We start from the raw sequence: 25,716 nt of genomic DNA on the forward strand, positions 1-25,716 counted from the left end.
GCAGGGCAGGCGGTTTCGCTATGGTCGGCGCGCGCGGGCGTAGTTCAATGGTAGAACGGCAGCTTCCCAAGCTGCATACGAGGGTTCGATTCCCTTCGCCCGCTCCAGTCTTCCCACAGTGGATTGCAGCTCAGCCGCCAGCCGTGCCGCGACGCCGGCGCGCGAGGCCTTTGACACTCAAAGCAATGTGTATCGTTGCAATGTCGGCGGACGCGCAAAGCATCGGCAAAGGAAGCAGCCGGCACCGCGAAAAATTTTTAGTCGAAAATTTTAAATCAATGACGCGACGACAGTATGTGTCATTTGACATAGTTTCGGCGGCGCATGTCGCATGCACGCCAAATTTTCGACTTGGGATCGACGCGAAGCTTTCCTACCTTGTGCGGGTCGCCGGGACGAACAATCGGGTTGTCGGCGCTTGGGAGACCGGTCGTGCTCTTGCCTGACGTTTGTTTGTCTTACGTTTGCCGAGGAGTACGCAATCATGCAGAAGCCAATCAATTCCATCAGTTCTGCGGATCTGCGCCGATGGGCCATGGAATGCTACGATCAGGCTGTCGATCCGCGCGCCAGCGGCGATGAGCGAGATCGGCTGTTGCGGATGCGGCAGAGTTTGCTGATCCTTGCGGTCGAACAGGATTGGCTCAACGGCAAGACGACGATTCCAGCGGGTGAACATCTGCCCGATGACGTCGCGGTGTGAGCTGTCGCTGAGCGTCGCTGTTGTCTTGAGATTCACATTGCCGATCGCTGCGTCTACGCCGCGACACAGGACTTACGTCACTGGTTGGGCGCAGACGGAGCCAGCGGGTTGGTGGTAGTCGCACCGGGTAATGCTCGCGGCTCCAACGGCGCATCCTGCGACCGCGTTCCGGTGGTCTGCTGCACCGTGGTGCCGTCGCCGGCAATCATTTCCCGGTCCTTGGTGTAGAACCACATTCCAACCGCCACGAGAAGCGCGACTGCGCCCAGGAGTGATACCACGCGGACGTCAGTGCGATCTCGCTCCACCTCCCCCGGCAGCGGAGGATTGTCGCTGATCTCGACTGGGTCTTGATTCGGCTGGGCTGCCATTTGCTTCACTCCGAGCGCTAATTCAGCGACAACATCTGCCGGGTGTCTCGGTTCCTTTGGCCTGGCATTACCGAGCCGGTTGCGCCGGTGCAATCGGCGGCGTCGGCGTTTGCGGGAGCGGCTGGGTGCCGGCCCCCGTGGTCGATCGCTCTTCGGCGGGGCGATTGTCGGTGACGACGGCCGGATCGTCCGGGCTCGCATAGAACCAGATGCCGACAGCCACAAAGGCGGCCAGCAGGCCCAGGATCAGCGCGGTGCTGAGGCCCGCGCCCTGGCGCGAATAGGGCCGCTCGTTCGGGCTGACGTCGGATGGAGCACGGGCGTCACGATCCGGATCGTAGGTCATGGGTCTTCCTCCGGGTTTCCGGAGGATAAAGCTTCGGCAACGAGGCCTGTTCCCGCGCGGGAGCGCGTGGCGCGCGATATTGCGTCAATGTTGCGTCGCCGCACTCATCCTCGCTTAACCCAAGCGGGACTGAGGCCGTTGCGCTTTAGGGGCCCTTAAGGCAGCCCGCTTTAGGAACCCCCCGAATTCATGTCTTGAACCAAGGGACGAAGCCATGCGCCGCAATGGAAGACTTGGCCTGACCGCCATCGCCGCCGCCGTCCTCGCACTGACCGCCCAGCAGGTCTCGGCCTGCACGGGCATCATGCTGAGGATGAAGGATGGTGCGATCGTGCATGGACGCACGCTGGAATTCGGCACGCCGGTCGAGACCTCGATCGCGGTGATCCCGCGTGGATATCAGTACACCGGTGTGACGCCCAATGGCGACGGTCTCAAATACACGGTGAAATATGGCGCGACCGGGATCGCCGCCTTCGGCAATCCGCGTCTGCTCGACGGCATCAACGAGGCCGGCCTCGCCGCGGGTACGTTCTTCTTCCCGACTTTCGCGGAATATGCCGCAGTGACGCCCGAGAACCAGAGCAAGGGGTTGTCGCCGGCGGACTTCCCGAACTGGCTGCTGACGCAATTCGGTTCGGTCGATGAGGTGCGCAAGGCGGTCGAAAGCGGCGCGGTGGTGATCACGCCGACCGTTCTGGACGGCTGGGGCCCGGTGGCGCCGCCATTCCACTATATCGTCTACGACAAGACGGGCGCGAGTCTCGTCATCGAGCCGGTCGGCGGCAAGCTCAAGGTGCACGACAATGCGCTCGGCACGCTGACGAACTCACCGTCCTTCGACTGGCACATGACCAACCTGCGCAATTACATCGCGCTCAATCCGCGCGACGTGCCGCCGCTGAAGATCGATGGCGATACCTTCAAGGCGCTCGGCCAGGGCACCGGCATGCTCGGCCTGCCGGGTGACTTCACCCCGCCGGCGCGCTTCATCCGCGCTGCCGTGTTCAGCGCCACCGCGAGCCCGGCCGACAATGCCGGAAAGGGCATCGATCAGGTGTTCCACATCCTCAACAATTTCGACATTCCGATCGGCGTGTCGCGTGATGTTGTGAACGGCGTTGTCTATTCCGACTACACCCAGATGACGGTGGCGCGCGATCCGCAGGCACAGCGCTACTACTACAAGACCTATGACGACCAGACCATCCGCATGGTCGACCTCAAGGCGCTGGACCTCGACGCCAAGACGATCCGGCAGTTGAGCACCAAGAGCGAGCAGCCGGTGGTCAACATGAGCGGCAAGCTGAAGCAGGACCAGGGCGCCGCCACCAGCGGTTCGAGCCGCTGACGATCCCCCGGCCCGTCCCGGCTGCAGCCGGACGGGCCACTCCAGGCGCCAGCGTTCATCATGAACGCGCTGCCATTCGTCACGGTGGACATCACGGCGTATAGTGCGATATCCGCCACCCGGCGCGAGGAGCTGTGCCGTGTCCGATTGTATCCACTGCGATATCCATGACCTGCTCGAGCCCGAGCTGACGCGCGACGGCGCCGATCTCGGGGCCATCGCGGCCAAGGTGACCGAGGTGCTGGCAGATCTCGTGACCATGGCCGATCCGCAGGATCGTGCGGCCCTGCTCGCGGACGTGATCGCCAATCTCGGCCATATCGTGCTGGAAAAGACCGACCAGCCACAGGGTGCCGGCGGGGGCGAGGCAAGGCCGCGCCGGCACTGATCGTGCCGTTTCGGCACACCGCCAGCCGACGGAACCGCCATGGCGGCGCCTGCGTTGGCGGGCATGGGTGCTGTCCTCTCATTCACCGATGCGCGCGCCGAACGGGTCAAGGCGAAGCTGTGCGCGCTCGCCAGCAGCCGCAGTCCGGGCATGGTCGAGACCGCGCACGGGTTGATCGACGCGCGCCGCATTTTCTGCCGTGACGCCATCGCCGTGCTGATTGATCGCTATGGGTGCCAGACCCGGGTGGGATACAGCGACATCACCGACGTCAGCCCGCAAATGTCGGTCGCCGATATCATCCGCTTGGCCAACTGGCAGGTTGTCGAAGCGGAGGAGCCGCTGCCGGAGACAGTGACGGTGATCCCTTTCCCGATCGAGCGCGTCGCGAGGCGGCGAGCCGGACATCCGGATTGACCGCTGCCGGCCCCGGTTCGTTATGCCTGGGAGCCTTGGTCTACCGGCACCGGACACTTACGGATGCTCCCTTTCTGCGCCTGCGCGTCAGGAGTTGATCCGGGCCCCCACTGCGCTTATCTGGCTGTCATGTCCGAAACCTTGCCGAACGCGGCTTCTGGCCGCCTCTCTTGGCCGCTGCTCGCGGTGGGACTGGCGTTAGGCGCATTGGTTGCCCTGGCCTGCGCGTTGTGGGTCTATTACGGGACGACGGTGTTTTTCGAAATCGTGCGCGCGGGGATTGCGGCGTGTTTCTGAGCCGTTTCCGTCTCGCCTAGGTGACCCGCCAATGACCCAGCAGACCACGCGCATCGTCACCGTCATTGCTGCCTTCCTGGGCGGGCTGGCGATCTTCTCCGTGGCGATTTTCATGGTGGCCGGGAGGCTGCCAACCCCGATCCCGGCGCCATCGGCGATCGGCGGCCCGTTCAGTCTGGTGGACCAGACCGGCAAGCCCGTGACCGAGGCCGACCTGAAGGGCAAGCCCTCGCTGATGTTCTTCGGCTTCACGCATTGCCCGGATATCTGCCCGACCGCCTTGTTCGACATGACGCAGCTCTACAAGGCGCTCGGCCGCGACGCCGACAAGTTGCAGGCCTATTTTGTCTCGGTCGATCCGGAGCGCGATACGCCGGCGATCCTCAAGGAATATCTGTCGAGCTTCGATCCGCGGCTGCGCGGACTCACCGGCAATCCGGCCGCGGTGGCAGCGATGGAGAAGGCCTATCGCGTCTACTCCAAGAAGATCCCGCTCGATGGCGGCGGCTACACCATGGATCACACCGCGCTGGTCTATCTCATGGACAAGGAGGGCCGTTTCGTCGCGCCGTTCAATCTCAAGCGCAAGCCGGAAGAGGCGGCCGCGGAGCTGAAGCGGTATTTGTGACGGTGGTCGGATACTTGGTTGGCCTTTCCGTTGGTCGCGTTGTCGCCCCTGTTCTGCGCGCACCGTCGAAATGCGGCTTGCGCATGCTGCAGAGCGAAAGCCCCGGCGTTGCCGGGGCCCTGCGCTGTTTAATTTGAGGGATGGATTAGCGCGCGCCCGGCGTGTTCGGGCCGCCTTTAGTGGTTCCCTGCGCACCGCCTGCGGTCGAGCTGGGCGAACTCTCGCCCGAGCGACCTGCGCCGGTCGTGCTCTTCGGCGCTGCTTTCATGTTGCCGGAGGGCATGCCGCCAGCCGGCTTTTCCAGCTCACCAGACTTCGACGTGCCTTGTGCGCCGCCTGCGGTCGAAGACGGTCCGCTGGACTGAGCGGCGGCTAGCGAAATCGAGAAAAGGGTCGCGGCTCCAATAAGGGCAATTTTGCGAATCATCGTGATCTCCCTGTGCGGTTCACGGATGGAAGCCATCCGCAGGGCCAACACTGCGGTCCACAGGACGTTCCCGAATTCGCGCTCATCGGAGGCGTCGACACTGGCCGCTCACGGAGCACTCGCTTCGTGCGGTCAACGTCATCTGACCGACTGCGTCGGCAGGTCCGGCCGCGGCAACAACCGTCTCCTGATGCAATCGCCGAGCGTCCGGACTCCGATCGTCTGAGGGATTGCCCGGAACATGTGCCGGCGCCGGGCGTTCGTCGCTCTGAATCCTTCAACCCGGGAGCGCAGCGATGGGAATCTTCACGAAAGACATCAAGAGCATGGAAGATCTTTTCATCCATGGGCTCCAGGACATCTATTATGCCGAGAAGCAGATCACCAAAGCCCTGCCAAAGCTGATCGAGCTTGCTACCAACCGCGATCTGTCCGCCGGGCTGCGCGCTCATCTGGAGGAAACCGAAAAGCAGATCGAGCACCTCGATCAGGTCTTCAAGAAACTCGGTCATACGCCGAAGGGTACTCAGTGCCCTGCGATCGACGGCATCCTGAAGGAAGGGGACGAGATCACTGGCGAGGTTGCCGATAAGTCGGTTCTGGATGCGGCCATCGTCGCCAGCTGCCAGGCCGTCGAGCATTATGAAATGACCCGTTACGGTACGCTCATCGCTTGGGCCGAAGAACTCGGCCACGACGATGTGGTGCGCTTCCTGACCACGAATCTGAACGAGGAAAAGGCTGCCAACACGAAGCTGAATACCGTTGCGCTTCGCAAAGGCGTAAACAAAAAAGCCGTGGCGGCAGAGGATAATCGATGACGCTGCCGCGTAAGTTTTTTGTGGCCGCTACCTGGTGTTCGCCGCAGCCAGTTGCCTGTCGTATTCCAGAACGCTCAGCAACAGTACCTGGGCGGCCTTGCCGCATTGTTCGAGCGAAGAGAATTCCGCCTCGTTGTGGCTGATGCCGTCCTTGCACGGCGCAAAGATCATTGCCGAGGGTGTGACGCGCGACACATACACCGCATCGTGGCCGGCGCCCGACACGATGTCCCGCGCGGTGAAGCTGGTGCGCGCGACGGCGCTGCGGATTGCATCAAGACACGTTGCATCGAAGGCCACCGGCGGCTGTTCCCAGATGCGTGTCAGCGTGCCGGTGAGGTCGAGCTCGCGCAATGTCGAATCGAACGCATGGCGAATCTCTGCCTCCATGTCCTCCAGCACCGGCATTTCCGGGTGACGAAGGTCGATGGTGAAAAAGGTCTCGCCCGGCACGACATTGCGTGAGTTCGGCTTGACCTCGAGTGAGCCCACGGTCCCCACCGCAAAAGGCGGATGGTGTTTCGCGATGCGATCCACCGCCTCGATCATGCGTGCGGTTCCGACGAGTGCATTCTTTCGCATGGTCATCGGCGTCGCCCCGGTATGGGCGTCCTGCCCGATCATGGTGGCGTCGAACCAGCGCACGCCCTGCGCGCCGATCACCACGCCGACGTCGCAGTTCTCGCGTTCGAGGATCGGGCCTTGCTCGATATGCAATTCGAAATAGGCGGACAGCGCATGGTCGCCACAGCGCTCGTGGCCGCGATAGCCGATGCCTTCCAGCGCCTCGCCGAATGTCACGCCGCTGCGGTCCGTCTGCGCCACCGCATAGGCGCGGTCGAACACTCCACCGAACACGCCTGACGCAATCAGGGCCGGTGCAAACCGCGAGCCTTCCTCATTGGTAAAATTGATCACCTCGATTGGGGCGTAGGTCTGGTAACCGGCATTGCGCAGCGTGCGCAGCACCTCGAGTGCGGACAGCACGCCGAGTACGCCGTCGAACTTGCCGCCGGTTGGCTGGGTGTCGAGATGGCTCCCCATCGCAATCGGCGGAATATCTTTGCGGCCGCCTTCCATCCGGGCGAACATATTGCCCATGTCGTCGACCGTGACGTGGCATCCGAGTGATTCCGCGCGCGCTTTGAACCAGTCGCGAACCTTGCGATCCTCCTCGCTGAGCGTGAGGCGGCAGATGCCGCCCTTCGCGGTCGCACCGAACGCCGCAGTCTCCATGATGTCATCCCAAAGCCGATCCGGATCGATCGCGAGGTTACCGAGAGTGTGCGGCGACGCGGTTCGTTCGTTCATGAGACAGGGTGACCGGGCATCAATTCGCGGGACGGGGCGGCGGGTATAGGTCCAACCCGAACATGGTCTCAAGCGCCGCGCAAGGGATCCGGACCGTTGTAAAGCCAGCGCGCCAGCCTGCCGGGATAGCCGGACGGGCGGTTATGCCGCACCGGAAGCGGTGCTGCGTCCCTCCCGTTCTCCGCGCTTGCCCGCCAGGCCTTGGGGTCGGCGCTGAAATTGATCAGGCCTTCAGCGATCCGGCTTGTTGTCCGCCGCGCTTTCTCTACACTCTGCTCAATCAATAGGCAGGCGCTGCATAGCCTCGCGGCCAAGGTGCCGTCTGCCGCGTGCCGGAGCGCGTTTTCGCAACTGGCACATTCCTTGATGCTTCGACTTGTCAGCCTTCCAACGGTTCGCGTCCCAGGGGAGAAACATGTTGAGATCACTGTCTGTTCTGAAATTCGGTCCGGCTTTCGCCGTTGCGAGTGTGCTGGCTGTGTTTGCCAGCCCGGTCTCCGCCCAGTCCACGGTGCGGATCGGCATGACCGCGGCGGATATCCCGCGCACCCTTGGCCAGCCGGACCAGGGGTTCGAAGGCAACCGCTTCACCGGCAACACCATGTATGAGGGTCTGACCCTCTGGGATCTGTCCTCGGCTGAAAAGCCGAGCGTGATCATCCCCGGTCTTGCGACGCAATGGGCGGTGTCGCCCACCGACAATACCAAATGGATCTTCAAGCTGCGGCCCGGCGTGAAATTCCACGACGGCTCCGATTTCAATGCCGATGCCGTGGTCTGGAATGTCGAGAAGGTGCTGAAGCAGGACGCGCCGCATTTCGACGCCAGCCAGGTCGGCGTCACCGCCTCGCGCATGCCGACATTGCGCAGCGCCCGCAAGATCGATGACATGACCGTGGAACTGACGACATCGGCGCCGGAATCGCTGTTGCCGATCAATCTGACGAATCTGTTCATGGCGTCGCCTGCGCACTGGCAGAAGCTTTATGACGCGGCCAGCGCCACTGATCCGAAGGAAAAGGCGAAGCAGGCCTGGGATGCCTTCGCGCGCAATGCGTCCGGCACAGGCCCGTGGAAGATGGACCGGTTCGTGCCGCGTGAACGGCTCGAGCTGGTGAAGAACGATGCGTATTGGAATCCGGCCCGCCGGCCCAAGGTGGACAAGCTCGTGCTTCTGCCGATGCCGGAAGCCAATGCCCGCACCGCGGCGCTGTTGTCGGGGCAGGTCGACTGGATTGAAAATCCGTCGCCCGACGCGCTGCCGCAGATCAAGCAGCGCGGCTTCGTCATTCATGCGAACGAGCAGCCGCATGTCTGGCCGTGGCAGTTCAGCCGGATCGAGGGCTCGCCGTGGAACGATATCCGCGTCCGCAAGGCCGCCAATCTCTGCATCGATCGCAACGCGATGAAGGACGGATTGCTCGGCGGGCTGATGGCGCCGGCCAGCGGCACCTTCGAGCCCGGTCATCCGTGGCGCGGCAATCCGAAATTCCAGATCAAGTACGATCCGGAACAGGCCCGCAAGCTGATGACCGAAGCCGGCTTCTCCAAGACCAAGCGGCTGAAGGTGAAGACCCAGACTTCGGCGTCGGGCTCCGGCCAGATGCTGCCGCTGCCGATGAACGAGTTCATCCAGCAGAGCCTCGCGGAGTGCTTCTTCGATGTCGAGCTCGACGTGATCGAATGGAACACGCTGTTCACCAACTGGCGCAAGGGTGCGAAGGACGAATCCGCCCGCGGCTCGCACGCCACCAACGTGACCTATGCGGCGATGGATCCGTTCTTCGCCATGATCCGGTTCCTGGATTCCAAGATGGCGCCTCCGGTCTCGAACAACTGGGGGTTCATCAACGACCCGGAATACGACAAGCTGGTCGCGGCCGTGCGTGTCGCCTTCGATCCGGCGGAGCGCGACAAGGCGCTGGCTGCGCTGCATGAACGTTCGGTCGACGAAGCGGCGTTTCTCTATGTCGCGCATGACGTCGGACCGCGCGCCATGTCGCCCAAGATCAAGGGCTTCGTTCAGCCAAAGAGCTGGTTCGTCGATTTCTCGACCATGACGATGAACTGACTTTGAAGTACGGCAGCACCGCGCGATGAGCGCGGTGCTGCCATTCTGCTCGTATTCAGGTCGAGCGATTTGGCGCCTGCAGCAGCGCGTTCAGCTCCGGTGTCAGCCCGACCGCCGGCAGCGGATCGGTCAGACGATCCGGGAATGCGGACGGGTCGGGAGATGAAACCGCGGCCTCGGCCGCCGTGATCGCCGCGGCAAGCCCGTCAACCACCGCAAAATCGAGCATCGCCGCGACACGCGGGGCGATCGGTGCGAGACCCGCCCCGCCGAGCACGACCACATCCGCGTCAAAACGTTTCACCGCGGTCCGGCATCCGTCCGCGAGGAGCGCGACGCTGCCGTCGGGGTCGGCGGCGATGTCCGCGCCGGTCGGTGCGACGGCATGCACCCCGCCGAGCTGCGCCGACAGGCCGAGCGCGCCGATATATTCGGTCAGCATCGGGATCCAGCGCTCACCGCCGGTCACAACGGCAAAACGGCGCCCGCCTCGCGCTGCCGCAAGGCATCCTGCCTCCGCCATTCCGAGAACCGGCACCGATGCAACCTCCCGCAGCGCGCCGAGGCCGGGATCGCCGAAGCAGGCGAGCACCACCCCGTCTGCGCCGTGCCCGAATGCGGCATAGGCATCGAGCGCCGCATGGCTGGCGATCGCATAGGCGGCGCGGGTGCCGATATAGCGTGGCCCGAAACGCCCGGTTGCGCCGATCAGTTCAGTGCCGGGCTTTGCGAGCGGCCGGGCGGCGGCCACCACCAGATCGGTAATGGACTGGCTGGCATTCGCATTGAGAAGCAACAGCCGCATCGCGTCCTCCATTTCGCTTGGCACAAGCCTTGCTCTTTCACTGGAACGGAGCGGCGGCCGCCGCAAGTGCTAACCGTCGTGGAGGGGCTATGATCGGTTTCCGTATCGTCGCGCTCGGGGCTGCACTGGTATTCTCCGGCGCCGCACAGCAAGCGTCAGCGCAAGGCGTCCTGCGCATCGGGATGACCGCGTCCGACATCCCTCTCACCACCGGTCAGACCGACCAGGGCGGCGAGGGCCAGCGCTTCATGGGCTACACGGTCTATGATGCGCTCATCAACTGGGACCTCTCATCCGCCGACAAGCCGTCCGAATTGTCGCCGGGTCTTGCCACGAAATGGAGCGCCGACGAAAGCGACAAGACCAAATGGCTCTTCACATTGCGCGAGGGCGTGAAATTCCATGATGGTTCGGAATTCACCGCCGACGCGGTGGTTTGGAATCTCGACAAGCTCCTGAAGAACGACAGCCCGCAATTCGATCCCCGGCAGTCGGGCCAGGGCCGCTCCCGCATCCCGGCGGTCGCGAGCTACCGGGCAATTGACAAATACCAGGTCGAGATCACTACCAAGTCTCCCGACGCCACCCTGCCGTATCAGATCGCGTGGATCATGATGTCATCGCCGGCCCAGTGGGAGAAGGTCGGCAAGAGCTGGGATGCGTTTGCGAAGACGCCGTCCGGCACAGGCCCGTGGAAGCTGGCGGCGTTCGTCCCGCGTGAGCGGGCCGAACTCGTGCCGAACGCGGAATACTGGGATGAGACGCGCCGTCCGAAACTCGACCGGCTGGTTCTGCTGCCATTGCCGGAAGCAAACACTCGCGTCGCGGCGCTGCGATCGGGTCAGGTCGACTGGATCGAGGCGCCATCGCCCGACGCCATCCCCTCCCTGAAGAAGGCCGGCTTCGAAATCGTGGCGAATGCCTATCCGCATAACTGGACCTGGCATTTTTCGCGCATCGAAGGCTCGCCCTGGAACGATATCCGCGTCCGGAAGGCGGCCAATCTCGCGGTCGATCGCGAGGGCATGAAGGAGTTGCTGGGCGGCCTGATGATCCCGGCTGAGGGTTTCTTTCCGCCGGGTCACCAGTGGTTCGGCAAGCCGTCATTCGTGCTGAAGCGCGATCTCGCGCTGGCGAAGAAACTGCTGGCTGAAGCCGGATACGGCCCGGGCAAGCCGCTCAAGACCAAGATTCTGATTTCGACATCCGGCTCCGGCCAGATGCAGCCGCTCACCATGAACGAATTCGTGCAGCAGAACCTGGCGGAGGCGGGAATCCAGGTCGCGTTCGAAGTCGTCGAATGGAACGTGCTGATCAATATCTGGCGCGCCGGTGCGAAGGATGCGTCGACGCGCGGCGGCACGGCGATGAACTACAGCTACTTCATCCAGGACCCGTTCACCGGCTTCATCCGGCACCTGCAATGCAATCTCGCCCCGCCCGGCGGCACCAACTGGGGTCACTATTGCGATCCGGACATGGACAAGATGTTCGATGCGATCCGCACCACCTTCGACCCGGTGGAACAGACCAAGGTCCTGCAGAAAGTGCATGAGAAATTCGTCGACGATGCGCTGTTCCTCATGGTCACCCACGACGTGAACCCGCGTGCGATGAGCCCCAAGGTCAAGGGCTTCGTGCAGGCGAAAAACTGGTTCCAGAACTTCTCGTCGATCACGATGGCGCGGTGAGCTTGCGCGGGAAGTGGCCCGGTGACGCGGCGCGGCGGCCATTGACTGGGGGACAATAAGATGCGGACATACGCGCGGCAGTCTGGAATTATGCCAGTTCGGAAGTGAGATTTCGATGCTTGTCTATATCGTCAAGCGCATCGTCCTTGCCATCCCGGTGGTGATCGCCGTGGCTCTGGTCTGCTTCCTCCTCGTCCATATCGCGCCCGGCGATCCATTGGTGTCGGTGCTGCCGCCCGATGCCTCGCAGGAACTGGCCGCGCAGATGCGCAAGGCGTACGGCTTCGACCGGCCGCTACCGGTGCAATTCGGCATCTGGATCTGGAACGCGTTGCACGGCGATCTTGGCACATCGATCGCCTCGGGACGTTCCGTCACCGAGGAGGTGATGCGCGCGGTCGTCAATACGCTCCGGCTTGCGGTGGTCGCGAGCCTGATCGGTTTCTTCTTCGGACTGCTGTTCGGAATACTGGCCGGCTATTTCCGGGATTCATGGATCGACAAGGTCGTCACCACGATTTCGATCGCAGGTGTGTCGACCCCGCATTACTGGCTCGGCATGGTCCTGGTGATCGTGTTTTCGGTGATCCTGGGCTGGCTTCCGGCGGTGGGCGCAGGGCCGGGCGGCTGGGCCTGGGACTGGGATCACATCCAGTATCTGATCCTGCCCGCGATCACCATGTCGGTGATCCCGATGGGCATTGTCAGCCGTACGGTGCGTGCGCTGGTCGGCGATCTGCTGTCGCAGGAATTTGTGCTGGCGTTGCGCTCGAAGGGCCTGGATGAAGTCCGTGTGTTTCGTCATATCCTCAAGAATGCAGCGCCGACCGCGATCGCGGTCATGGGCCTGCAACTCGGTTATCTGCTCGGCGGTTCGATCCTGATCGAGACCGTATTCTCCTGGCCGGGCACGGGCTTCCTGCTCAACTCGGCGATATTCCAGCGCGATTTGCCACTGCTTCAGGGCACGATCCTGGTGCTGGCGCTGTTCTTCGTGGTGCTCAATCTTATTGTCGATGTGCTGCAGGCGGCGATCGACCCACGCATCAAGCGGGCGTAAGCAATGAGCGTGATGGCCGAGGACGTCGTCGAGCCAATCCCACCGACGCGCGCGCGCGGTTACTGGGGCGGCGTTACGCGCCGGCTCGCGCGCGACCCGGTCAGCGTTGGCTGCGCGCTGGTGATCCTGCTGATCGCGCTGGCCGCAATCTTCGCACCCTGGCTCGGCCTAGCCGATCCCTATCAGGGCAGCATGATCCGCAGGCTCCGTCCGATCGGGACGCCCGGCTATCCGCTGGGCACCGACGAACTCGGCCGCGACATGCTCTCGCGCCTCATCTATGGCGGGCGGCTGACGCTGTTCATCGGACTGTTTCCGGTGTTCCTCGCGTTTCTGATCGGGACCACGCTGGGCGCGACCGCGGGTTATGTCGGTGGCGTCGTCAATCAGATGATCATGCGCACGATCGACATCTTCTACGCGTTTCCGTCGGTGCTGCTGGCCATCGCCATTTCGGGCGCGCTTGGCGCAGGTATTTTCAACAGTGTGCTCTCGCTGACGATCGTGTTCATTCCGCCGATCGTCCGCGTCGCCGAAAGTGTCACCACCAGCGTGCGCAATCTGGACTTCGTCGATGCCGCGCGCGCGTCCGGCGCCAATGCCCTGACTATCATGCGGGTGCATGTACTCGGCAACGTCTTGGGCCCGATCTTCGTCTACACCACCAGCCTGATCAGCGTGTGCATGATCCTCGCCGCCGGGCTTTCATTCCTCGGTCTCGGCACCAGGCCGCCGGAGCCGGAATGGGGACTGATGCTCAACACGCTACGTACGGCGATCTACGTCAATCCTTGGGTGGCGGCGTTGCCGGGGGTGATGATCTTTGCCGTCTCGATCTGCTTCAACCTTCTGAGCGACGGCCTGCGGAGTGCTATGGATGTCAGAAGCTGAGACGCTCGCGCCCGCGGCCGATATCGGCGGTCCGGCCCAGCCGCTCCTACAGGTGCAGAACCTGGTCAAGCATTTCAATGTCGGCGGCGGACCGTTCGGCAGCAAGAGCGTGGTACGCGCGGTCGACGACGTTTCGATCTCCGTCGACAAGGGCGAGGTGGTGGGGCTTGTCGGCGAGTCCGGCTGCGGCAAATCGACGACCGCTCGCCTGATCGTCGGGCTGATGCCCTATGACCAGGGCCGCATTCTGTTCGACGGAGAGGCGGTGGGTTCGGCGCTGTCGATGCGCGACCTGCGCCGCCGGGTCCAGATGGTGTTTCAGGACAGCTATGCCTCGCTCAACCCGCGCCTGACGGTCGAGGATACCGTGGCGTTCGGACCGCGCGTGCACGGGCTCGCTGCGGATGCGGCACGCGAGCGCGCGCACGAATTGCTGCGCAAGGTCGGGCTCGATCCTGCCGTGTTCGCGGGCCGCTATCCGCACGAATTGTCCGGCGGACAAAAACAGCGCGTCAACATTGCCCGCGCGCTGGCGCTATCGCCGCGGCTGGTGATCCTCGACGAGGCGGTCTCCGCGCTCGACAAGTCGGTGGAGGCCCAGGTCATCAATTTGCTGATCGATCTGAAGAACGAATTCGGTCTGACCTACATCTTCATTTCGCACGACCTCAACGTGATCCGCTTCATCAGCGACCGGATCGTGGTGATGTATCTCGGCGAGGTGGTGGAAAGCGGGCCGGTCGAGGCGATGTGGAACACACCCTGCCACCCCTATACCGAGGCATTGTTTGCGGCGATGCCGTCACTCGATCCCGATAACCGCACGCAAAATCCGCCGATCGCGGGCGACCCTCCTAATCCGATCAATCCGCCATCCGGCTGCCGATTCCATACGCGTTGCGCCTTTGCCGAGGATGTCTGCAGCGCAAAGGCGCCGCAGCTGTATCCCGCAGGGCAGGATCGGCATGTCGCGGCTTGCTTCATGGTTGACCCGAATTCCGGGCACTCGCTTGCCGGCAGCCGCGGGGCGAACCATGGCTGATGTCACCCCGGAGCGCGTTGCAATGATGGCGAAGGCGGCGCGCATTCCATTGCCCGACGGCTCGCCGGCGCGGATCGCAAAGGCGGTTACGCCGGTGGCCGCACGTATGGCGCAGGAGGATATCGCGATCGCATTCGAGGTCGAACCTGCGACCTACACGATGATCGCGCGGCGCGGAGCCAAGAGCGGGGTGAAGCCGTGAGCGATCCGGCGCTGCTCTCGCTCGCGGATGCGGCGGACGCTATTCGTGCGCGCAGGTTGTCGTCGGTCGAAGCGACGCAGGCGCTGCTGGCGCGAATCGACAAGTGGCAACCGCTGCTGAATGCCTTCGTCCGGGTCGACAAGGATGCGGCTTTGCAGGCGGCAAGGGATGCAGACGCGGAACTGGCGGCATCCGGGCCGAAGGGGTCGCTGCACGGCGTGCCGCTGGCGCACAAGGATATGTACTATATCAAGGGCGAGCCGGCCGGATGCGGATCGAAAGTCCGAGAGGGCTGGATTGCGCCCGCCACCTCGACTGCAATCTCCCGCCTGGAAGACGCGGGCGCGATCCGCATCGGTGCGCTGCACATGGCGGAATTCGCCTATGGCCCGACCGGGCACAACGCCTATCTCGGTCCCGCGCGCAATCCTTGGGACCCGCATCGCATCACCGGCGGTTCGTCGTCCGGATCGGGCGCTTCGGTTGCAGCGCGAATGACCTATGCCGCGCTCGGCTCCGACACGGGCGGCTCGATCCGCATGCCGGCGCATTGCTGCGGCGTCACCGGATTGAAGACCACGAGCGGGCGCGTCAGCCGGGCCAACGCCATGCCGCTGTCGTTCACGCTCGACACCGTCGGCCCGCTGGCGCGCAGCGCCGAGGATTGCGGACTGGTCGCCGAAGCCATCGCCGGACCCGACCCGCTCGATCCGGTTACGGATGGTTCGCCGCTTTGGGACAAAGCCGCCGCGCAACGCGACGTGACAGGTCTCACCGTCGGCGTACCGACAAGCTTTTATGTCGACGGCCTTGAGCCGGATGTGGCTGCGGCTCTCGACAGCACGATCAAGCAGTTCGAGAAACTCGGCGCGCGCATCGTCAAGATCGATTTGCCGGATCAGACCGCGGTTGCGGCCGCCGCACTCGTCGTGCTCGCGGTGGAAGCCGCTGCCTTGCATGCGCCCTGGCTGCGCACGCGGCCTGAAGATTACACGCCGCAGGTGCGCAACCGGCTGGAGAATGGACTGGCCTACAGCGCCATCGAGTATCTCGAGGCCTTGCGCTGGCGCGGGCCGGCGTTGCAGGCGCATCTCGACGCGATCGGCGATGTCGATGTGATCCTGGCGCCGGCATCGCGTTCGGCGGCGCCGCGGATCGACGAGACCGATGTCGGCGGCGGCCCGAATGCAGAGGAACTGGTGGTCGCCGTCATGCGGTTCATGCGACCGGTGAATTATCTCGGGTTGCCGGTGCTGGTGGTGCCGGCCGGGCGCAGCGCGTCGGGGCTGCCGATCGGCCTGCAACTGATCGGACGGCCGTTCGGAGACGAGACCTGCGTGGCGTTCGGCCGCGCATTCCAGCAGGTCACCGATCATCATCTTCGCGTACCGGAACTGCCGCAATGACCGTAGCCGCAAATCCGATCGTCGATATCTCCGACCTGCATGTCCGCTTCAAGGGCGAGCGGACCGTGCATGCGCTGAACGGCGTGGACATCAAGCTCGCGCAGGGCGAGGTGCTGGGACTGCTCGGCGAATCTGGCTCCGGCAAAAGCGTGACGCTGCGTGCTTTGCTTCGCATGCTGCCTCCGAAGCGCACGGATTTGCGCGGCAGCATCAAGGTCGAGGGGCGGGACGTGATGACGCTCGATCCCGTTGCGCTGGAAAACCTGCGCGGCGGCGTGGTGTCGATGATTTTCCAGGAACCGATGCTGGCGCTTGATCCGGTCTACACCATCGGCGAGCAGATCGCGGAAGCGGTGGTTAAGCACGACAAGGTTTCGTTCACCGATGGCCGCGCGCGCGCGCTCGAAATGCTGGAACGGGTGCGCATTCCCTCCGCAAAGCGGCGGCTCGACAACTACCCGCATGAAATGTCCGGCGGAATGCGCCAGCGCGCCATGATCGCGCTGGCCTTGTCGTGCCGTCCCAAGGTTCTGCTTGCCGACGAGCCCACCACGGCGCTCGACGCCACGGTACAGATCCAGGTGCTGCTGCTGCTGCGGGAACTGCAGCGCGAACTCGGGATGGCGGTGATCTTCGTGACCCACGATATCGGCGTCGCGGTCGAGATCAGCGACCGGATTGCCGTGATGTATGCTGGCCGCATTGTCGAAACCGGTTCATTGCGCCAGGTGGTGAAGCAGCCGGCCCATCCCTATACGCGCGGGTTGTTGTCGTCGACCATGCATGGCGCGCAGCGCGGCCATCGGCTTGAGGCGATCCCCGGCTCGCCACCGCGGCTTGATGCGGTCCCGACCGGGTGCGCGTTCAAGCCGCGCTGTTCGTTCGCCGTGCCGGACTGTGCACGCGGAGACATATCGCTGGAGCCCGTCGAATCCGGACATGCTGCACGGTGCATCAATCTGCGAGCCCTGAACCAACATCCTGCGCCGACGCCGTAATGGTCGGATCGCTCAGCGCACGGCACCCGAAGCCTTTCCATGCAGGACTGCGGCCGAACACTGACTTGAGGAACTATTCGCCTAGCTGTGCGTCCAGATAATCGACCGATCAGCGGTAGAACGATTTTTGGACATGCCACCGGCCCGTAAGTCCTACCCCATAACCCCGGACGGACGATATTTCGTTGTCGCAAAGCGACTATGGCGCTGTTCCAATCCGAATATCTCGGACAGCTTGCGGCGCACGCTGGTCCTCGCGCTCATGGCCGCCAGGCGCGCCGTGCGCGATGCAAATGGGGACAAGCAGGCGCTTGCGCGTGCGCGCGCGGAGGTGAACAAAACCAAAATAGCGTTGGGGGAGCGGGGCCGCCATGGTGGACTGACGGGGCGCCTGACTATAACCGGCACCTGGTCAAGACCACACCGTATGCCGAATGGTTCAGGACGCTTGGCTCGCAGGAATGACGCGCATCCCACGCCATTCACTGGCTGGCAGTGTCAGACGGCGTCTGGAATTCCAGCCGCTGCACCGAAAACACAAGTGAGAGACTGCGCACGATCAAGCTCGTCCGGGACTGAAATGAGTTATGCGATGGGGTCTGTTCACGGCAGGTTTCGATGACCCTGTATCGCCTTCCAGACGCGAAATGGTGTGATCGGCATATCGATTTCGATGACACCACGTGAACTGAGCGCGTCGAGAACGGCACCGGTGATCGCTGCGGGAGCCGCAATCGTTCCGGCTTCGCCGCAGCCCTTGGCTCCAAGAGGATTGTGCGTGCACGGCTGACTTTGATCGAACTCGGAAACGAAAAACGGCAGGTCGCTGGCGCGGGGAACCGCATAGTCCATGAACGAGCCGGTCAACGCCTGCGCCGAGTCCGAATCGTAGGCCACGTGCTCGAGCACGGCCTGTCCGAAGCCTTGCGCCACGCCGCCATGCACCTGTCCGGTGGCGATCATCGGATTGATGACGGTTCCGATATCGTCCACCGCGACGTAGCGAGTGAGCCACGTCTTTCCTGTCTCCGGATCGATTTCGACTTCGCAGATGTGCACGCCGTTGCTGAACGCGAAGGCTTTCGGGTCGTAGACCGCGATGTCCTGAAGCCCGGGCTCGAGTGTCTCGAGCGGAAAGTTATGCGGAATGTAGGCGGCGCGCGCGACCTCATTGATCGCCACCGAATGGTTTGTCCCGGTCACGCTGTAGCGCCCGCGATCGAAAACCACATCGGCCTGGTCTGCCTCGAGCAGATGCGCGGCGATCAGCTTGCCCTTCCGGACAACCTTGTCAGCCGCAAGCGTTAACGCCGAGCCGCCGACCGAAATGCTGCGCGATCCGAACGTACCGGTTCCGTAGGGCACGAGGTCGGTGTCCCCCTCGACGATCGCGATTTTTTCCAACGGGACGCCGAGGCGCGCGGCCAGGATTTGCGCCATGCTGGTCTCATGGCCCTGGCCATGGCTATGGGTTCCGAGACGAGCATAAACTGAGCCATCGGGCTCCATCGTGACCGATGCAGATTCGTAAAAGCCCGCCCGGGCGCCCAGCATGCCGGCAAAGCGCGATGGTGCGACGCCCGACGATTCAACAAAACAGGCCAGGCCGATCCCGCGCAGCCGACCGCGGCGCTCGGTCTCGCGACGTCTGTCGCTGAAGCCATCATAGTTCGCGGCCGCGAGTGCGCGGTCGAACAGGCGCGGGAAGTTGCCGCTGTCGTAGCTCGGCCCAATCGGGGTCTGATAGGGCATCGCCTCTGTCGGGATCAGGTTGCGCCGCCGAATTTCAGCACGATCAAGGCCGAGTTGGGCAGCGGCGCGGTCCGCAAGACATTCCAGCACGTAGCAGGCTTCCGGCCGCCCGGCGCCGCGATAGGCGTCGGTCGGCACGGTGTTGCTGAACACCCCAAAGCATTCCACGCTGATGGCGGGGGTGCGGTAGACGCCCGCAAGCAGGGCCGAATAGATCGCGCTCGGGATGGCCGCGCCAAAGGTTGAAACATAGGCTCCGACATTGGCGATGGTGCGCACACGCAGGGCCAGGAAATCGCCGTCAGCGCTAACGGCCAGTTCCGCATGCGTCGTATGATCGCGCGCCTGATAGTCCGACAGAAAGCTTTCCGACCGCGTCGCGCTCCAGCGCACCGGCCGGCCGAGCCGCATCGCGGCCCATGGCAGAATGGATTCTTCGGGATAGAGCTTGCCCTTGTAGCCAAAGCCGCCGCCGACATCGGGCGCGACCACCCGCATCCGGGCCTCGCTGATTCCAAGCTGCTCCGTGACGAGGCGGCGGATGTGATGCGGCACCTGCGTTGAACTATACTGCGTCAGCTTGTCCTGCCCGCGCGGGGGTAACGCAATCAATGCGCGGGGCTCGATGGCAGCGCCGCCGATGCGCTGGTTGACGATATCCATCCGCACGACATGAGCGGCGCTCTCAAAAACGGCGGCGACCTTTTGGTGATCGCCGCGGAGCCAGCGAAAGCAGACATTGCCAGGTGCGACGTCGTGAATCTGCCGGGCGCCTGCGGCGAGCGCACCCGCTGCGCTTGGCAGCGCGGGCAGAACGTCGTAATCGACGTCGACGCGCTCGGCGGCGTCCAGTGCCGCATTCGGCGTCTTCGCGATGACGACTGCTACCGGCTCGCCGACATGGCGCACCGTTCCGCGCGCCAGCGCAAAGCGATCCGGCTCGGCCATCGGCGTGCCGTCGGGGCCCTTGATCGCCCACATCGCACGCATCGGTCCAACCGAGTCGGCGCGCATGTCGTCCCCGGTGAACACCGCCACGACGCCCGGTAGGGACAGCGCTTCGTCTTTGTCGATATTGCGGATATGCGCGTGCGCATGCACCGATCGGACGAAGACCGCATGAAGTGCGCCCGCACATTCGATGTCGCTGACATACCGGCCCTGGCCGGTCAGAAAGCGGATATCCTCCACCCGGCGAAGCGGCGCGCCTATTGCATCGGCGGGATCGCCGATCTCGGTGTTACCGGGGGCGTCCTCGGCCATCCGCGCTACTGAACTTCCTCTCGGAGAACATCGAGCTTTTCGAACACGACCTTGTCCGAAACGATGAAAAGATCGGCGTCGCCGGAGATGGCGCGATGGCTCGCCCAGGACCATGACGGCACGGTGAAGACATCGTGCTGGGACCATTCGAAGGTCTTGTCGCCGATCTGCGAACGGCCCTGACCCGAGACCACAAGACAAATCATGGAGTAAGCCCCGCGCTTCGGACGGGTCTCTACATCCTTGCTCAGTCGCATGGCATAACAATCCAGCGTCGACATCACTGCGCCGCCGGTTTCCGGATTGATATAGCGCAGCAATCGCGATCCATCCGGGCCTGATGACATCTCGCTGAGCGCCTGCCGGGTGACGTCACCGGGATAGCGATATTTCGGCGAACTTGGCTGACCGGTCGGCGCGTTGGCGACCGCGAGTCCTGCGGCGCGCCAGCGACGCTCGTCGCCCTCATCGACTTTCCAGAAATTTTCGTTTTTTGGATCGCCCGGTTCGAAGAAATGCGCGTTCAGGCCGCGGAGGAGTGGCATGTTGGCCGCATCGAACCAGATGATGCGCTTCTCGCTCGGATTGATGTGGCCGTGCCACGCCATCGGCGGCGTCAGGATCAGATCGCCGGCTTTCATGTCGCACCAGCGGCCGTTGACGATGGTTGCGGCGCCGTCGGCCTGCGTCGCAAATCGGATTGCGGCGCCGGTGTGCCGGTGGGGCCGGGCCTGCTCGCCGGGATCGAGAACCGTAAACGCGCCGAGCAGGGTGCCGGTGGTGGCGGTCTCGTCGCCAAAACAGGGATGCGACATGATCAGGGCGCGCCGCTCGATATCCTCAATCGGCACTTCTGCCACTGCACGGTGCAGGAATTCTTCCGTGACCTGCCATTTCCATTGATACGGCGTGTCGGCCGGACGCGGCTGCATCGGGGTGATGCGCTTGTAGCGGTCCCAGAGCGGATGCAATTGCGCCTGTTCGACCTCGCGAACGTAAGGGGTGCCGGCGCCAATTTCGGCGGCTGCATGCGCCATGGGATCGTCTCCGTAGAAAGTCAGGGGCCGCGGCTTCGCCGCTTGTTGGACAATAGAAAGGTGTGACGGGCCGATCGCCCGCCACACATTTCCTGGTTCAGCTCTTCGGCAGCTTCTGGTCGATGTTGTCCTTGTCGATAATGACGTGCTTGATGAAGACGCGCGGTTCGATCTTGCTGCCCTTCAGATATTCGGACAGCACATCCACTCCCATCCGGCCCCACAGCACCGGATTGAGCTCGATGGTCATGCCGAGATTGCCTTCCTTCAGCGAGCGCAACGCTGGCGGCACGCCGTTCATCCCGGTGACCAGGGTCTTGCCCTTGCGATTGGCGGCGAGCACGGCCTGGGTCGCACCGAGCGCGACGTCGTCATTGGCGGTGTAGATCGCGACGAGATCCGGATGCGCGACCAGTGCATCCTCCGCATTCTTCAGGCCCCGTTCGCGCGTGAGCGGTCCGTCGGTGCGGAAGGCGATGCTGATATCCGGATACTTGGCCATAACCTCGGTATAGCCTTCCGCGAGGTTGCGGAAGGTAGGAGCGCCCGACGGGCCGAGCAGCATCGCGACCTTGCCCTTGCCGCCGACCTGCTTTGCCGTCCATTCGGCGATATCGCGGCCGATCTGCTTCTCGTCCATGGCGACATGCAGCGTCTGATTGGGAGAGGTCGATCCGCGGGCGACCGAGACGATCGGCACCTTGCCGGCGGCCGCTGCGTCATAGGCCGCGTTAACGCCGGTTGCATCGATCGGCGAGATCAGGATTCCCTTGACGCCGCGGGCGACAAGATCTTGGACGCCGTTGATCTGCTTGAGCTTGTCTTCATTAGACGATACCGCGACCACCTCCCAGCCCAGCTCCTGCGCACGTGCGCGCACCCCGCGAAGCATGGCGATATAGAAGGGGTTGTCATCCTGCGGGAAGGCCACACCGATCGTGGTCTTGCCCTGGGCATGGACATTGTCAGCGGGAGCCAGGGCCAGCCCGACTACCGCAAGTGCAGACGCAAACAGCAAACTGAGCTTTTTCATTGTCCCTCTCCGTTAACGCTTCGATCGCAGGCTATCCGCTGCCGCAGCAACGATAATGACAGCGCCGATAGCGACGCGCTGCCAATAGGAATCGACATTCAGCAGGTTCAGGCTGTTGCCGAGAATGATCATGATGAAGACGCCGATCACGCTCTTGTAGAGCGTGCCTTCGCCGCCATGCAGGGCAGCGCCGCCGAGTACGACCGCCGCGATTGCGGTCAACTCGTAGAACTCGCCCGCGGTCGGCTGCCCGGATTGCAGGCGTGCGGCGAGCATGACGCCGGCGACGCCGGCGAGAGCGCCGCAGATGACATAGGTCGAAGCGGTGATGCGATTGACCGGCACGCCCGACAGAAAGGCGGCCTCACGTCCGCCGCCGGTGGCATAGATCTGCCGGCCGAACGGCGTTGCGTGCATCACCCAGGACAGCACGATCAGCAGGATGATCGGCACCCAGACCAGTGCATGGATGCCAAGAAATCGTGCGGAGCCGAAGGCGACGAAGCTCGAGGGCAGGCCGTATTCGCCCTCCACCGGCGCGCCGCCGGTGATCAGGAACACGACGCCGCGAAACAGCACCATGGTGCCGAGGGTCGTGATGAAGGGATTGACCTTCAGATAGGCGATGATGATGCCGTTGACCAACCCGACGCCGGCGCCGACCGCGATGCCTGCCACCACTCCGGCACCGATACCTGCCTCCAGCATCACCATGGCCGATGTGCAGGCGGACAATGCCGCCGTCGATCCGACTGACAGATCGAACCCGCCGCCGATGATGACGAAGGTCATTCCCATGGCGATCACGGCCATGATCGAGGACTGAACAAGAATATTGTTCAGGTTGATCGGCGAGAGGAAACGATCCGTCAGCAGCGTGGTCACGACGCACAGCCCGATGAGCGTGAGCAGCGGAATCTGTCCAAGCAGACGCGACGAGACATTGGCGCCCTGAGTCATAGTCAGTGCTTTCCTCCGATCGAGGCGCGCAAGCGTCCCTCGTCCAATCCATCCCGCCGCTCGATCCGGCTGACGATGCGGCGGTTCTTGACCGACAGCACTGTGTCGCAGATGCGCGCCAGTTCGGCGAGATCGCTCGAACTGACGATCACCCCGCCGCCGTCTTTGGTGAATTGCCGGATCAGCGCGTGGACATGCATCTTCGCGGCAATGTCAATTCCGTGCGTAGGCTCGTCGAGCAGAAGCGTCGTGACCTTTCGCGCCAGCCACTTGGCGATAATGACTTTCTGCTGGTTGCCGCCCGACAGCGAGCCGACCCGCAATTCCGGCCGGCGCGGCCGGATATCGAGTAGGTCCATCAATGCGGTCACGACCGCATCGCCGGCCTTGCGGTTGACCCAGAGCAGATGATTGTCCCGGGTCAGCGAGGGCAGCAGGATATTGTCCCTGACCGATAGATTCATCACCAGGCCCAGCGCGCGCTCGCCCGGCACGAAACCGATATCGGCAGCAATGGCGTCGGCGGGCCGGGTGAAGCGGCGCACGTTTCCGCCGGCGAGCCGGACCTGAGGACGGTCTGAGCCAAGTCCGAACAGCCGCCGGACAATCCTGTCGCTGCCGCTGCCAAGCAGCCCCGCCAGGCCGACCGCTTCATTTTCCCGCACCATCATCCGGTCGGCCCGCTCGTCGATCTCCTCGACGAGGGGCGGGCCGGGCGTCACGTGCTCGGTCACCACATCCTGCGCCATCTTGCCGGTCATGTCCTCGACGAGGTCGGCCGTGGTGAACGTCCCGCGTGAACGGGTGCCGACCAGTTTGCCGTCGCGCAGGACGGTGCAGCGGTCGGCCAGGGTGACGATTTCATCGAGCCGGTGCGAGATATAGATGATCGCGGTGCCCTGGGCCTTCATCCGCGCGATCACTTCGAACAGCCGTTCGATTTCGCGGTCTTCCAGCGCGGCGGTCGGTTCGTCGAGAATGAAGATCCGGCATTTCAGCCGCAGCGCCTTCGCTATGGCAACGAGCTGGCGTTCGGCAAAGCTCAGGCTGTGGACCGGGCGGTCGAGATCGGCGGTGAAATTGAGCTGGTCGAGATAAAGGCGGGCTTCTTCGCGCATCCGGCGGCGATCGATGGCAGGAAGGATGCCGAACAGCCTACGCGTCGGCAGCTGTCCGAGCGCGATATTCTCCGCAATCGAGAGCGCCGGCACCATCCGCAATTCCTGCGGAATGGTGACGACACCCGAAAGGATGGCGTCATGCGGACTGGCAAAACTGCGTACTTCCCCGGCGATCGCGATCGTACCGCCGTCGGCGCGATGCACGCCGCCGAGAATGCGGATCAGGGTCGATTTACCAGCGCCGTTTTCGCCGACAAGCGCATGCGTTTCGCCGAAGTTGAGCGTGAAGTCGACCGAATCGAGTGCTCTGGTGGCGCCGAATGCCTTTGTCAGTCCGCTGACCGTAATGGCATTGCCCAAGGGTGGCGCGAGATCGGCGGGGGCGGTCATATCAATGCTCCCGCATCCACGCCGCCGCCTTGCTGCTCCAGCCGGATGCAGGTTCGCCACTTGCGTAGCTCGCGCCCAGATGGTCGCAGTCCGGCAACTCGCACTCGGTCACGTCGTTACCGTGCGCGCGCATGGCGGCGATAAAATCCTGCGCCTGCTGGCGCAGATGCGGGAAGTCGTTGGCGCCGTAGCTGACCAGCAACGGTGGCATGCGCGGTCCGACATGCGACAGCGGGGACGCATCATGCTCCTGGCCGTTGCCCTCGGGTCCCAGAAAACGCGGGCGCATCGCTAATCCGGACTGCGGACCGAAGAGATAGGTGCCGGAAATCGGCAGCGCGCCGCGGATCACCCTGTCGGGCAAATTCCGTGATGCGGTCCAGCCTGTGCGCAAGCCGGCCAGCGCAGCAAGGTGGCCGCCGGCGGAATGGCCGCCCACGAAGATGCGGTCAGGGTCGCCGCCGTATTCCGGAATGAGGCGATGGACTGCGGCGATCGCATCGTATGCGTCGTGAAGCTGGGTCGGGTAGACGTGTTGAGGCGCGAGCCGGTATCCGGCGGTCACGAAGGTGACGCCAAGCGCGGTCAGCGCCGGCGCCATGAACAGCATCCACTCCTTATAGCCGTTGGTCCATCCGCCGCCGTGAAAAACGACCAGCACGTCGCCATTCGGCTCTGCCGCCGGAACGATCGTCAGCGAGCAATAGGGATCCGCGCCATAGCGGGACTCGACGCCGGTGACTGATGCGCCACGTCGCAGCACCTCGTCATGATAGCGGGCGCCGATCGCCGTGAACGGCTCCTGCGGCGGATACTCGTCGAGCGTCACGCAACGCCTCTCGTGGTCGGGACGGCGGTTTCGACCGCCGCTTCGTTCTGCGCAGTTCGTTTCTTGTTAATTGCGGGCAGCGGGCCTGTCTCGCGGCCCGCGCCT

At 63.6% G+C, this 25,716-nt stretch carries 26 protein-coding genes and 1 tRNA gene; 16 read left to right on the plus strand and 11 right to left on the minus strand.

Annotated features, from left to right (window positions below):
* Window positions 1–33 precede the first annotated feature (33 nt).
* Both AC5I5I_RS19350 and AC5I5I_RS19355 read left to right on the plus strand, forming a co-directional pair.
* Window positions 34–107: transfer RNA gene (locus tag AC5I5I_RS19350), tRNA-Gly, on the plus strand.
* A 377-nt stretch (window positions 108–484) separates the two neighbouring features.
* Window positions 485–703, plus strand: a complete 219-nt coding sequence (locus AC5I5I_RS19355) for a hypothetical protein (RefSeq protein ID WP_495975659.1) — start codon at window positions 485–487, stop codon at window positions 701–703.
* Window positions 704–780: 77 nt separating this feature from the next.
* Here the strand turns inward: AC5I5I_RS19355 and AC5I5I_RS19360 are convergent, their stop codons facing one another.
* Window positions 781–1,074, minus strand: coding sequence for a hypothetical protein (locus AC5I5I_RS19360; RefSeq protein WP_495975661.1), 294 nt, complete (start codon window positions 1,072–1,074; stop codon window positions 781–783).
* A 67-nt stretch (window positions 1,075–1,141) separates the two neighbouring features.
* Window positions 1,142–1,420 (minus strand): hypothetical protein, encoded by a 279-nt coding sequence (locus AC5I5I_RS19365; RefSeq protein ID WP_495975663.1) that lies wholly within the window; start codon window positions 1,418–1,420, stop codon window positions 1,142–1,144.
* Window positions 1,421–1,634: 214 nt separating this feature from the next.
* Between AC5I5I_RS19365 and AC5I5I_RS19370 the strand changes: the two genes are divergently transcribed.
* The 5 genes from AC5I5I_RS19370 to AC5I5I_RS19390 all read left to right on the plus strand — a co-directional run bounded on the left by AC5I5I_RS19370 (window position 1,635) and on the right by AC5I5I_RS19390 (window position 4,501).
* Entirely contained in the window at window positions 1,635–2,771 is a 1,137-nt protein-coding gene (locus AC5I5I_RS19370; RefSeq protein WP_495975665.1) for a linear amide C-N hydrolase, read from the plus strand.
* 139 nt (window positions 2,772–2,910) lie between these two features.
* Window positions 2,911–3,159, plus strand: a complete 249-nt coding sequence (locus tag AC5I5I_RS19375; RefSeq protein ID WP_495975667.1) for a hypothetical protein — start codon at window positions 2,911–2,913, stop codon at window positions 3,157–3,159.
* 39 nt (window positions 3,160–3,198) lie between these two features.
* Window positions 3,199–3,576, plus strand: coding sequence for a hypothetical protein (locus AC5I5I_RS19380; RefSeq protein WP_495975669.1), 378 nt, complete (start codon window positions 3,199–3,201; stop codon window positions 3,574–3,576).
* A gap of 129 nt (window positions 3,577–3,705) precedes the next feature.
* Window positions 3,706–3,873 carry a hypothetical protein gene (locus AC5I5I_RS19385; RefSeq protein ID WP_495975671.1) on the plus strand — a complete coding sequence of 56 codons (168 nt, stop codon included), beginning with the start codon at window positions 3,706–3,708 and terminating at the stop codon, window positions 3,871–3,873.
* A 31-nt stretch (window positions 3,874–3,904) separates the two neighbouring features.
* A complete protein-coding gene (locus AC5I5I_RS19390; protein WP_495975673.1) occupies window positions 3,905–4,501 on the plus strand; it encodes an SCO family protein in 597 nt (198 codons plus the stop codon).
* 145 nt (window positions 4,502–4,646) lie between these two features.
* Here AC5I5I_RS19390 and AC5I5I_RS19395 read toward each other — a convergent pair whose 3' ends face one another.
* A complete protein-coding gene (locus AC5I5I_RS19395; RefSeq protein WP_495975675.1) occupies window positions 4,647–4,964 on the minus strand; it encodes a hypothetical protein in 318 nt (105 codons plus the stop codon).
* A gap of 260 nt (window positions 4,965–5,224) precedes the next feature.
* Here AC5I5I_RS19395 and AC5I5I_RS19400 point away from each other — a divergent pair, with 260 nt between their 5' ends.
* On the plus strand, window positions 5,225–5,749 hold the full coding sequence (locus AC5I5I_RS19400) for a YciE/YciF ferroxidase family protein (protein ID WP_495975677.1): 525 nt from the start codon (window positions 5,225–5,227) through the stop codon (window positions 5,747–5,749).
* A 27-nt stretch (window positions 5,750–5,776) separates the two neighbouring features.
* Here AC5I5I_RS19400 and AC5I5I_RS19405 read toward each other — a convergent pair whose 3' ends face one another.
* Window positions 5,777–7,060, minus strand: coding sequence for a Zn-dependent hydrolase (locus AC5I5I_RS19405; protein WP_495975679.1), 1,284 nt, complete (start codon window positions 7,058–7,060; stop codon window positions 5,777–5,779).
* A 415-nt stretch (window positions 7,061–7,475) separates the two neighbouring features.
* Here AC5I5I_RS19405 and AC5I5I_RS19410 point away from each other — a divergent pair, with 415 nt between their 5' ends.
* Complete coding sequence (locus AC5I5I_RS19410) at window positions 7,476–9,131, plus strand: ABC transporter substrate-binding protein (protein WP_495975681.1); 1,656 nt, start codon at window positions 7,476–7,478, stop codon at window positions 9,129–9,131.
* A 55-nt stretch (window positions 9,132–9,186) separates the two neighbouring features.
* Here AC5I5I_RS19410 and AC5I5I_RS19415 read toward each other — a convergent pair whose 3' ends face one another.
* Window positions 9,187–9,936 carry an aspartate/glutamate racemase family protein gene (locus AC5I5I_RS19415; RefSeq protein WP_495975683.1) on the minus strand — a complete coding sequence of 250 codons (750 nt, stop codon included), beginning with the start codon at window positions 9,934–9,936 and terminating at the stop codon, window positions 9,187–9,189.
* A gap of 89 nt (window positions 9,937–10,025) precedes the next feature.
* Between AC5I5I_RS19415 and AC5I5I_RS19420 the strand changes: the two genes are divergently transcribed.
* The 7 genes from AC5I5I_RS19420 to AC5I5I_RS19450 all read left to right on the plus strand — a co-directional run bounded on the left by AC5I5I_RS19420 (window position 10,026) and on the right by AC5I5I_RS19450 (window position 17,226).
* Window positions 10,026–11,627, plus strand: a complete 1,602-nt coding sequence (locus AC5I5I_RS19420; protein WP_495975685.1) for an ABC transporter substrate-binding protein — start codon at window positions 10,026–10,028, stop codon at window positions 11,625–11,627.
* A 115-nt stretch (window positions 11,628–11,742) separates the two neighbouring features.
* The gene (locus AC5I5I_RS19425) at window positions 11,743–12,687 is read left to right on the plus strand and encodes an ABC transporter permease (protein WP_495975687.1); all 945 of its coding nucleotides are present in this window, start codon (window positions 11,743–11,745) and stop codon (window positions 12,685–12,687) included.
* A gap of 3 nt (window positions 12,688–12,690) precedes the next feature.
* A complete protein-coding gene (locus tag AC5I5I_RS19430; protein ID WP_495758394.1) occupies window positions 12,691–13,578 on the plus strand; it encodes an ABC transporter permease in 888 nt (295 codons plus the stop codon).
* Entirely contained in the window at window positions 13,565–14,620 is a 1,056-nt protein-coding gene (locus tag AC5I5I_RS19435; protein ID WP_495975689.1) for an ABC transporter ATP-binding protein, read from the plus strand. The genes AC5I5I_RS19430 and AC5I5I_RS19435 overlap by 14 nt, the downstream gene beginning before the upstream one ends.
* Entirely contained in the window at window positions 14,613–14,822 is a 210-nt protein-coding gene (locus tag AC5I5I_RS19440) for a hypothetical protein (RefSeq protein WP_495975691.1), read from the plus strand. The genes AC5I5I_RS19435 and AC5I5I_RS19440 overlap by 8 nt, the downstream gene beginning before the upstream one ends.
* Complete coding sequence (locus AC5I5I_RS19445) at window positions 14,819–16,228, plus strand: amidase (RefSeq protein ID WP_495975693.1); 1,410 nt, start codon at window positions 14,819–14,821, stop codon at window positions 16,226–16,228. Before AC5I5I_RS19440 ends, AC5I5I_RS19445 begins: the two co-directional genes overlap by 4 nt.
* On the plus strand, window positions 16,225–17,226 hold the full coding sequence (locus AC5I5I_RS19450) for an ABC transporter ATP-binding protein (RefSeq protein WP_495975695.1): 1,002 nt from the start codon (window positions 16,225–16,227) through the stop codon (window positions 17,224–17,226). Before AC5I5I_RS19445 ends, AC5I5I_RS19450 begins: the two co-directional genes overlap by 4 nt.
* Window positions 17,227–17,829: 603 nt before the next feature.
* Here AC5I5I_RS19450 and AC5I5I_RS19455 read toward each other — a convergent pair.
* From AC5I5I_RS19455 to AC5I5I_RS19480, 6 genes are all read right to left on the minus strand, one after another.
* Entirely contained in the window at window positions 17,830–20,241 is a 2,412-nt protein-coding gene (locus AC5I5I_RS19455; protein WP_495975697.1) for a xanthine dehydrogenase family protein molybdopterin-binding subunit, read from the minus strand.
* 5 nt (window positions 20,242–20,246) lie between these two features.
* Window positions 20,247–21,278 (minus strand): cupin domain-containing protein, encoded by a 1,032-nt coding sequence (locus AC5I5I_RS19460; protein WP_495975699.1) that lies wholly within the window; start codon window positions 21,276–21,278, stop codon window positions 20,247–20,249.
* Between the two features lie 97 nt (window positions 21,279–21,375).
* Complete coding sequence (locus tag AC5I5I_RS19465; protein ID WP_495975701.1) at window positions 21,376–22,311, minus strand: substrate-binding domain-containing protein; 936 nt, start codon at window positions 22,309–22,311, stop codon at window positions 21,376–21,378.
* A gap of 12 nt (window positions 22,312–22,323) precedes the next feature.
* Window positions 22,324–23,271, minus strand: a complete 948-nt coding sequence (locus AC5I5I_RS19470; RefSeq protein ID WP_495975703.1) for an ABC transporter permease — start codon at window positions 23,269–23,271, stop codon at window positions 22,324–22,326.
* Window positions 23,272–23,273: 2 nt separating this feature from the next.
* Window positions 23,274–24,782, minus strand: a complete 1,509-nt coding sequence (locus AC5I5I_RS19475; RefSeq protein ID WP_495975705.1) for a sugar ABC transporter ATP-binding protein — start codon at window positions 24,780–24,782, stop codon at window positions 23,274–23,276.
* Between the two features lies 1 nt (window position 24,783).
* Window positions 24,784–25,611: an alpha/beta hydrolase gene (locus tag AC5I5I_RS19480; protein WP_495975706.1), complete on the minus strand. Its 828-nt coding sequence runs from the start codon at window positions 25,609–25,611 to the stop codon at window positions 24,784–24,786.
* Window positions 25,612–25,716 lie beyond the last annotated feature (105 nt).

This window comes from Pseudorhodoplanes sp. (assembly GCF_059499825.1).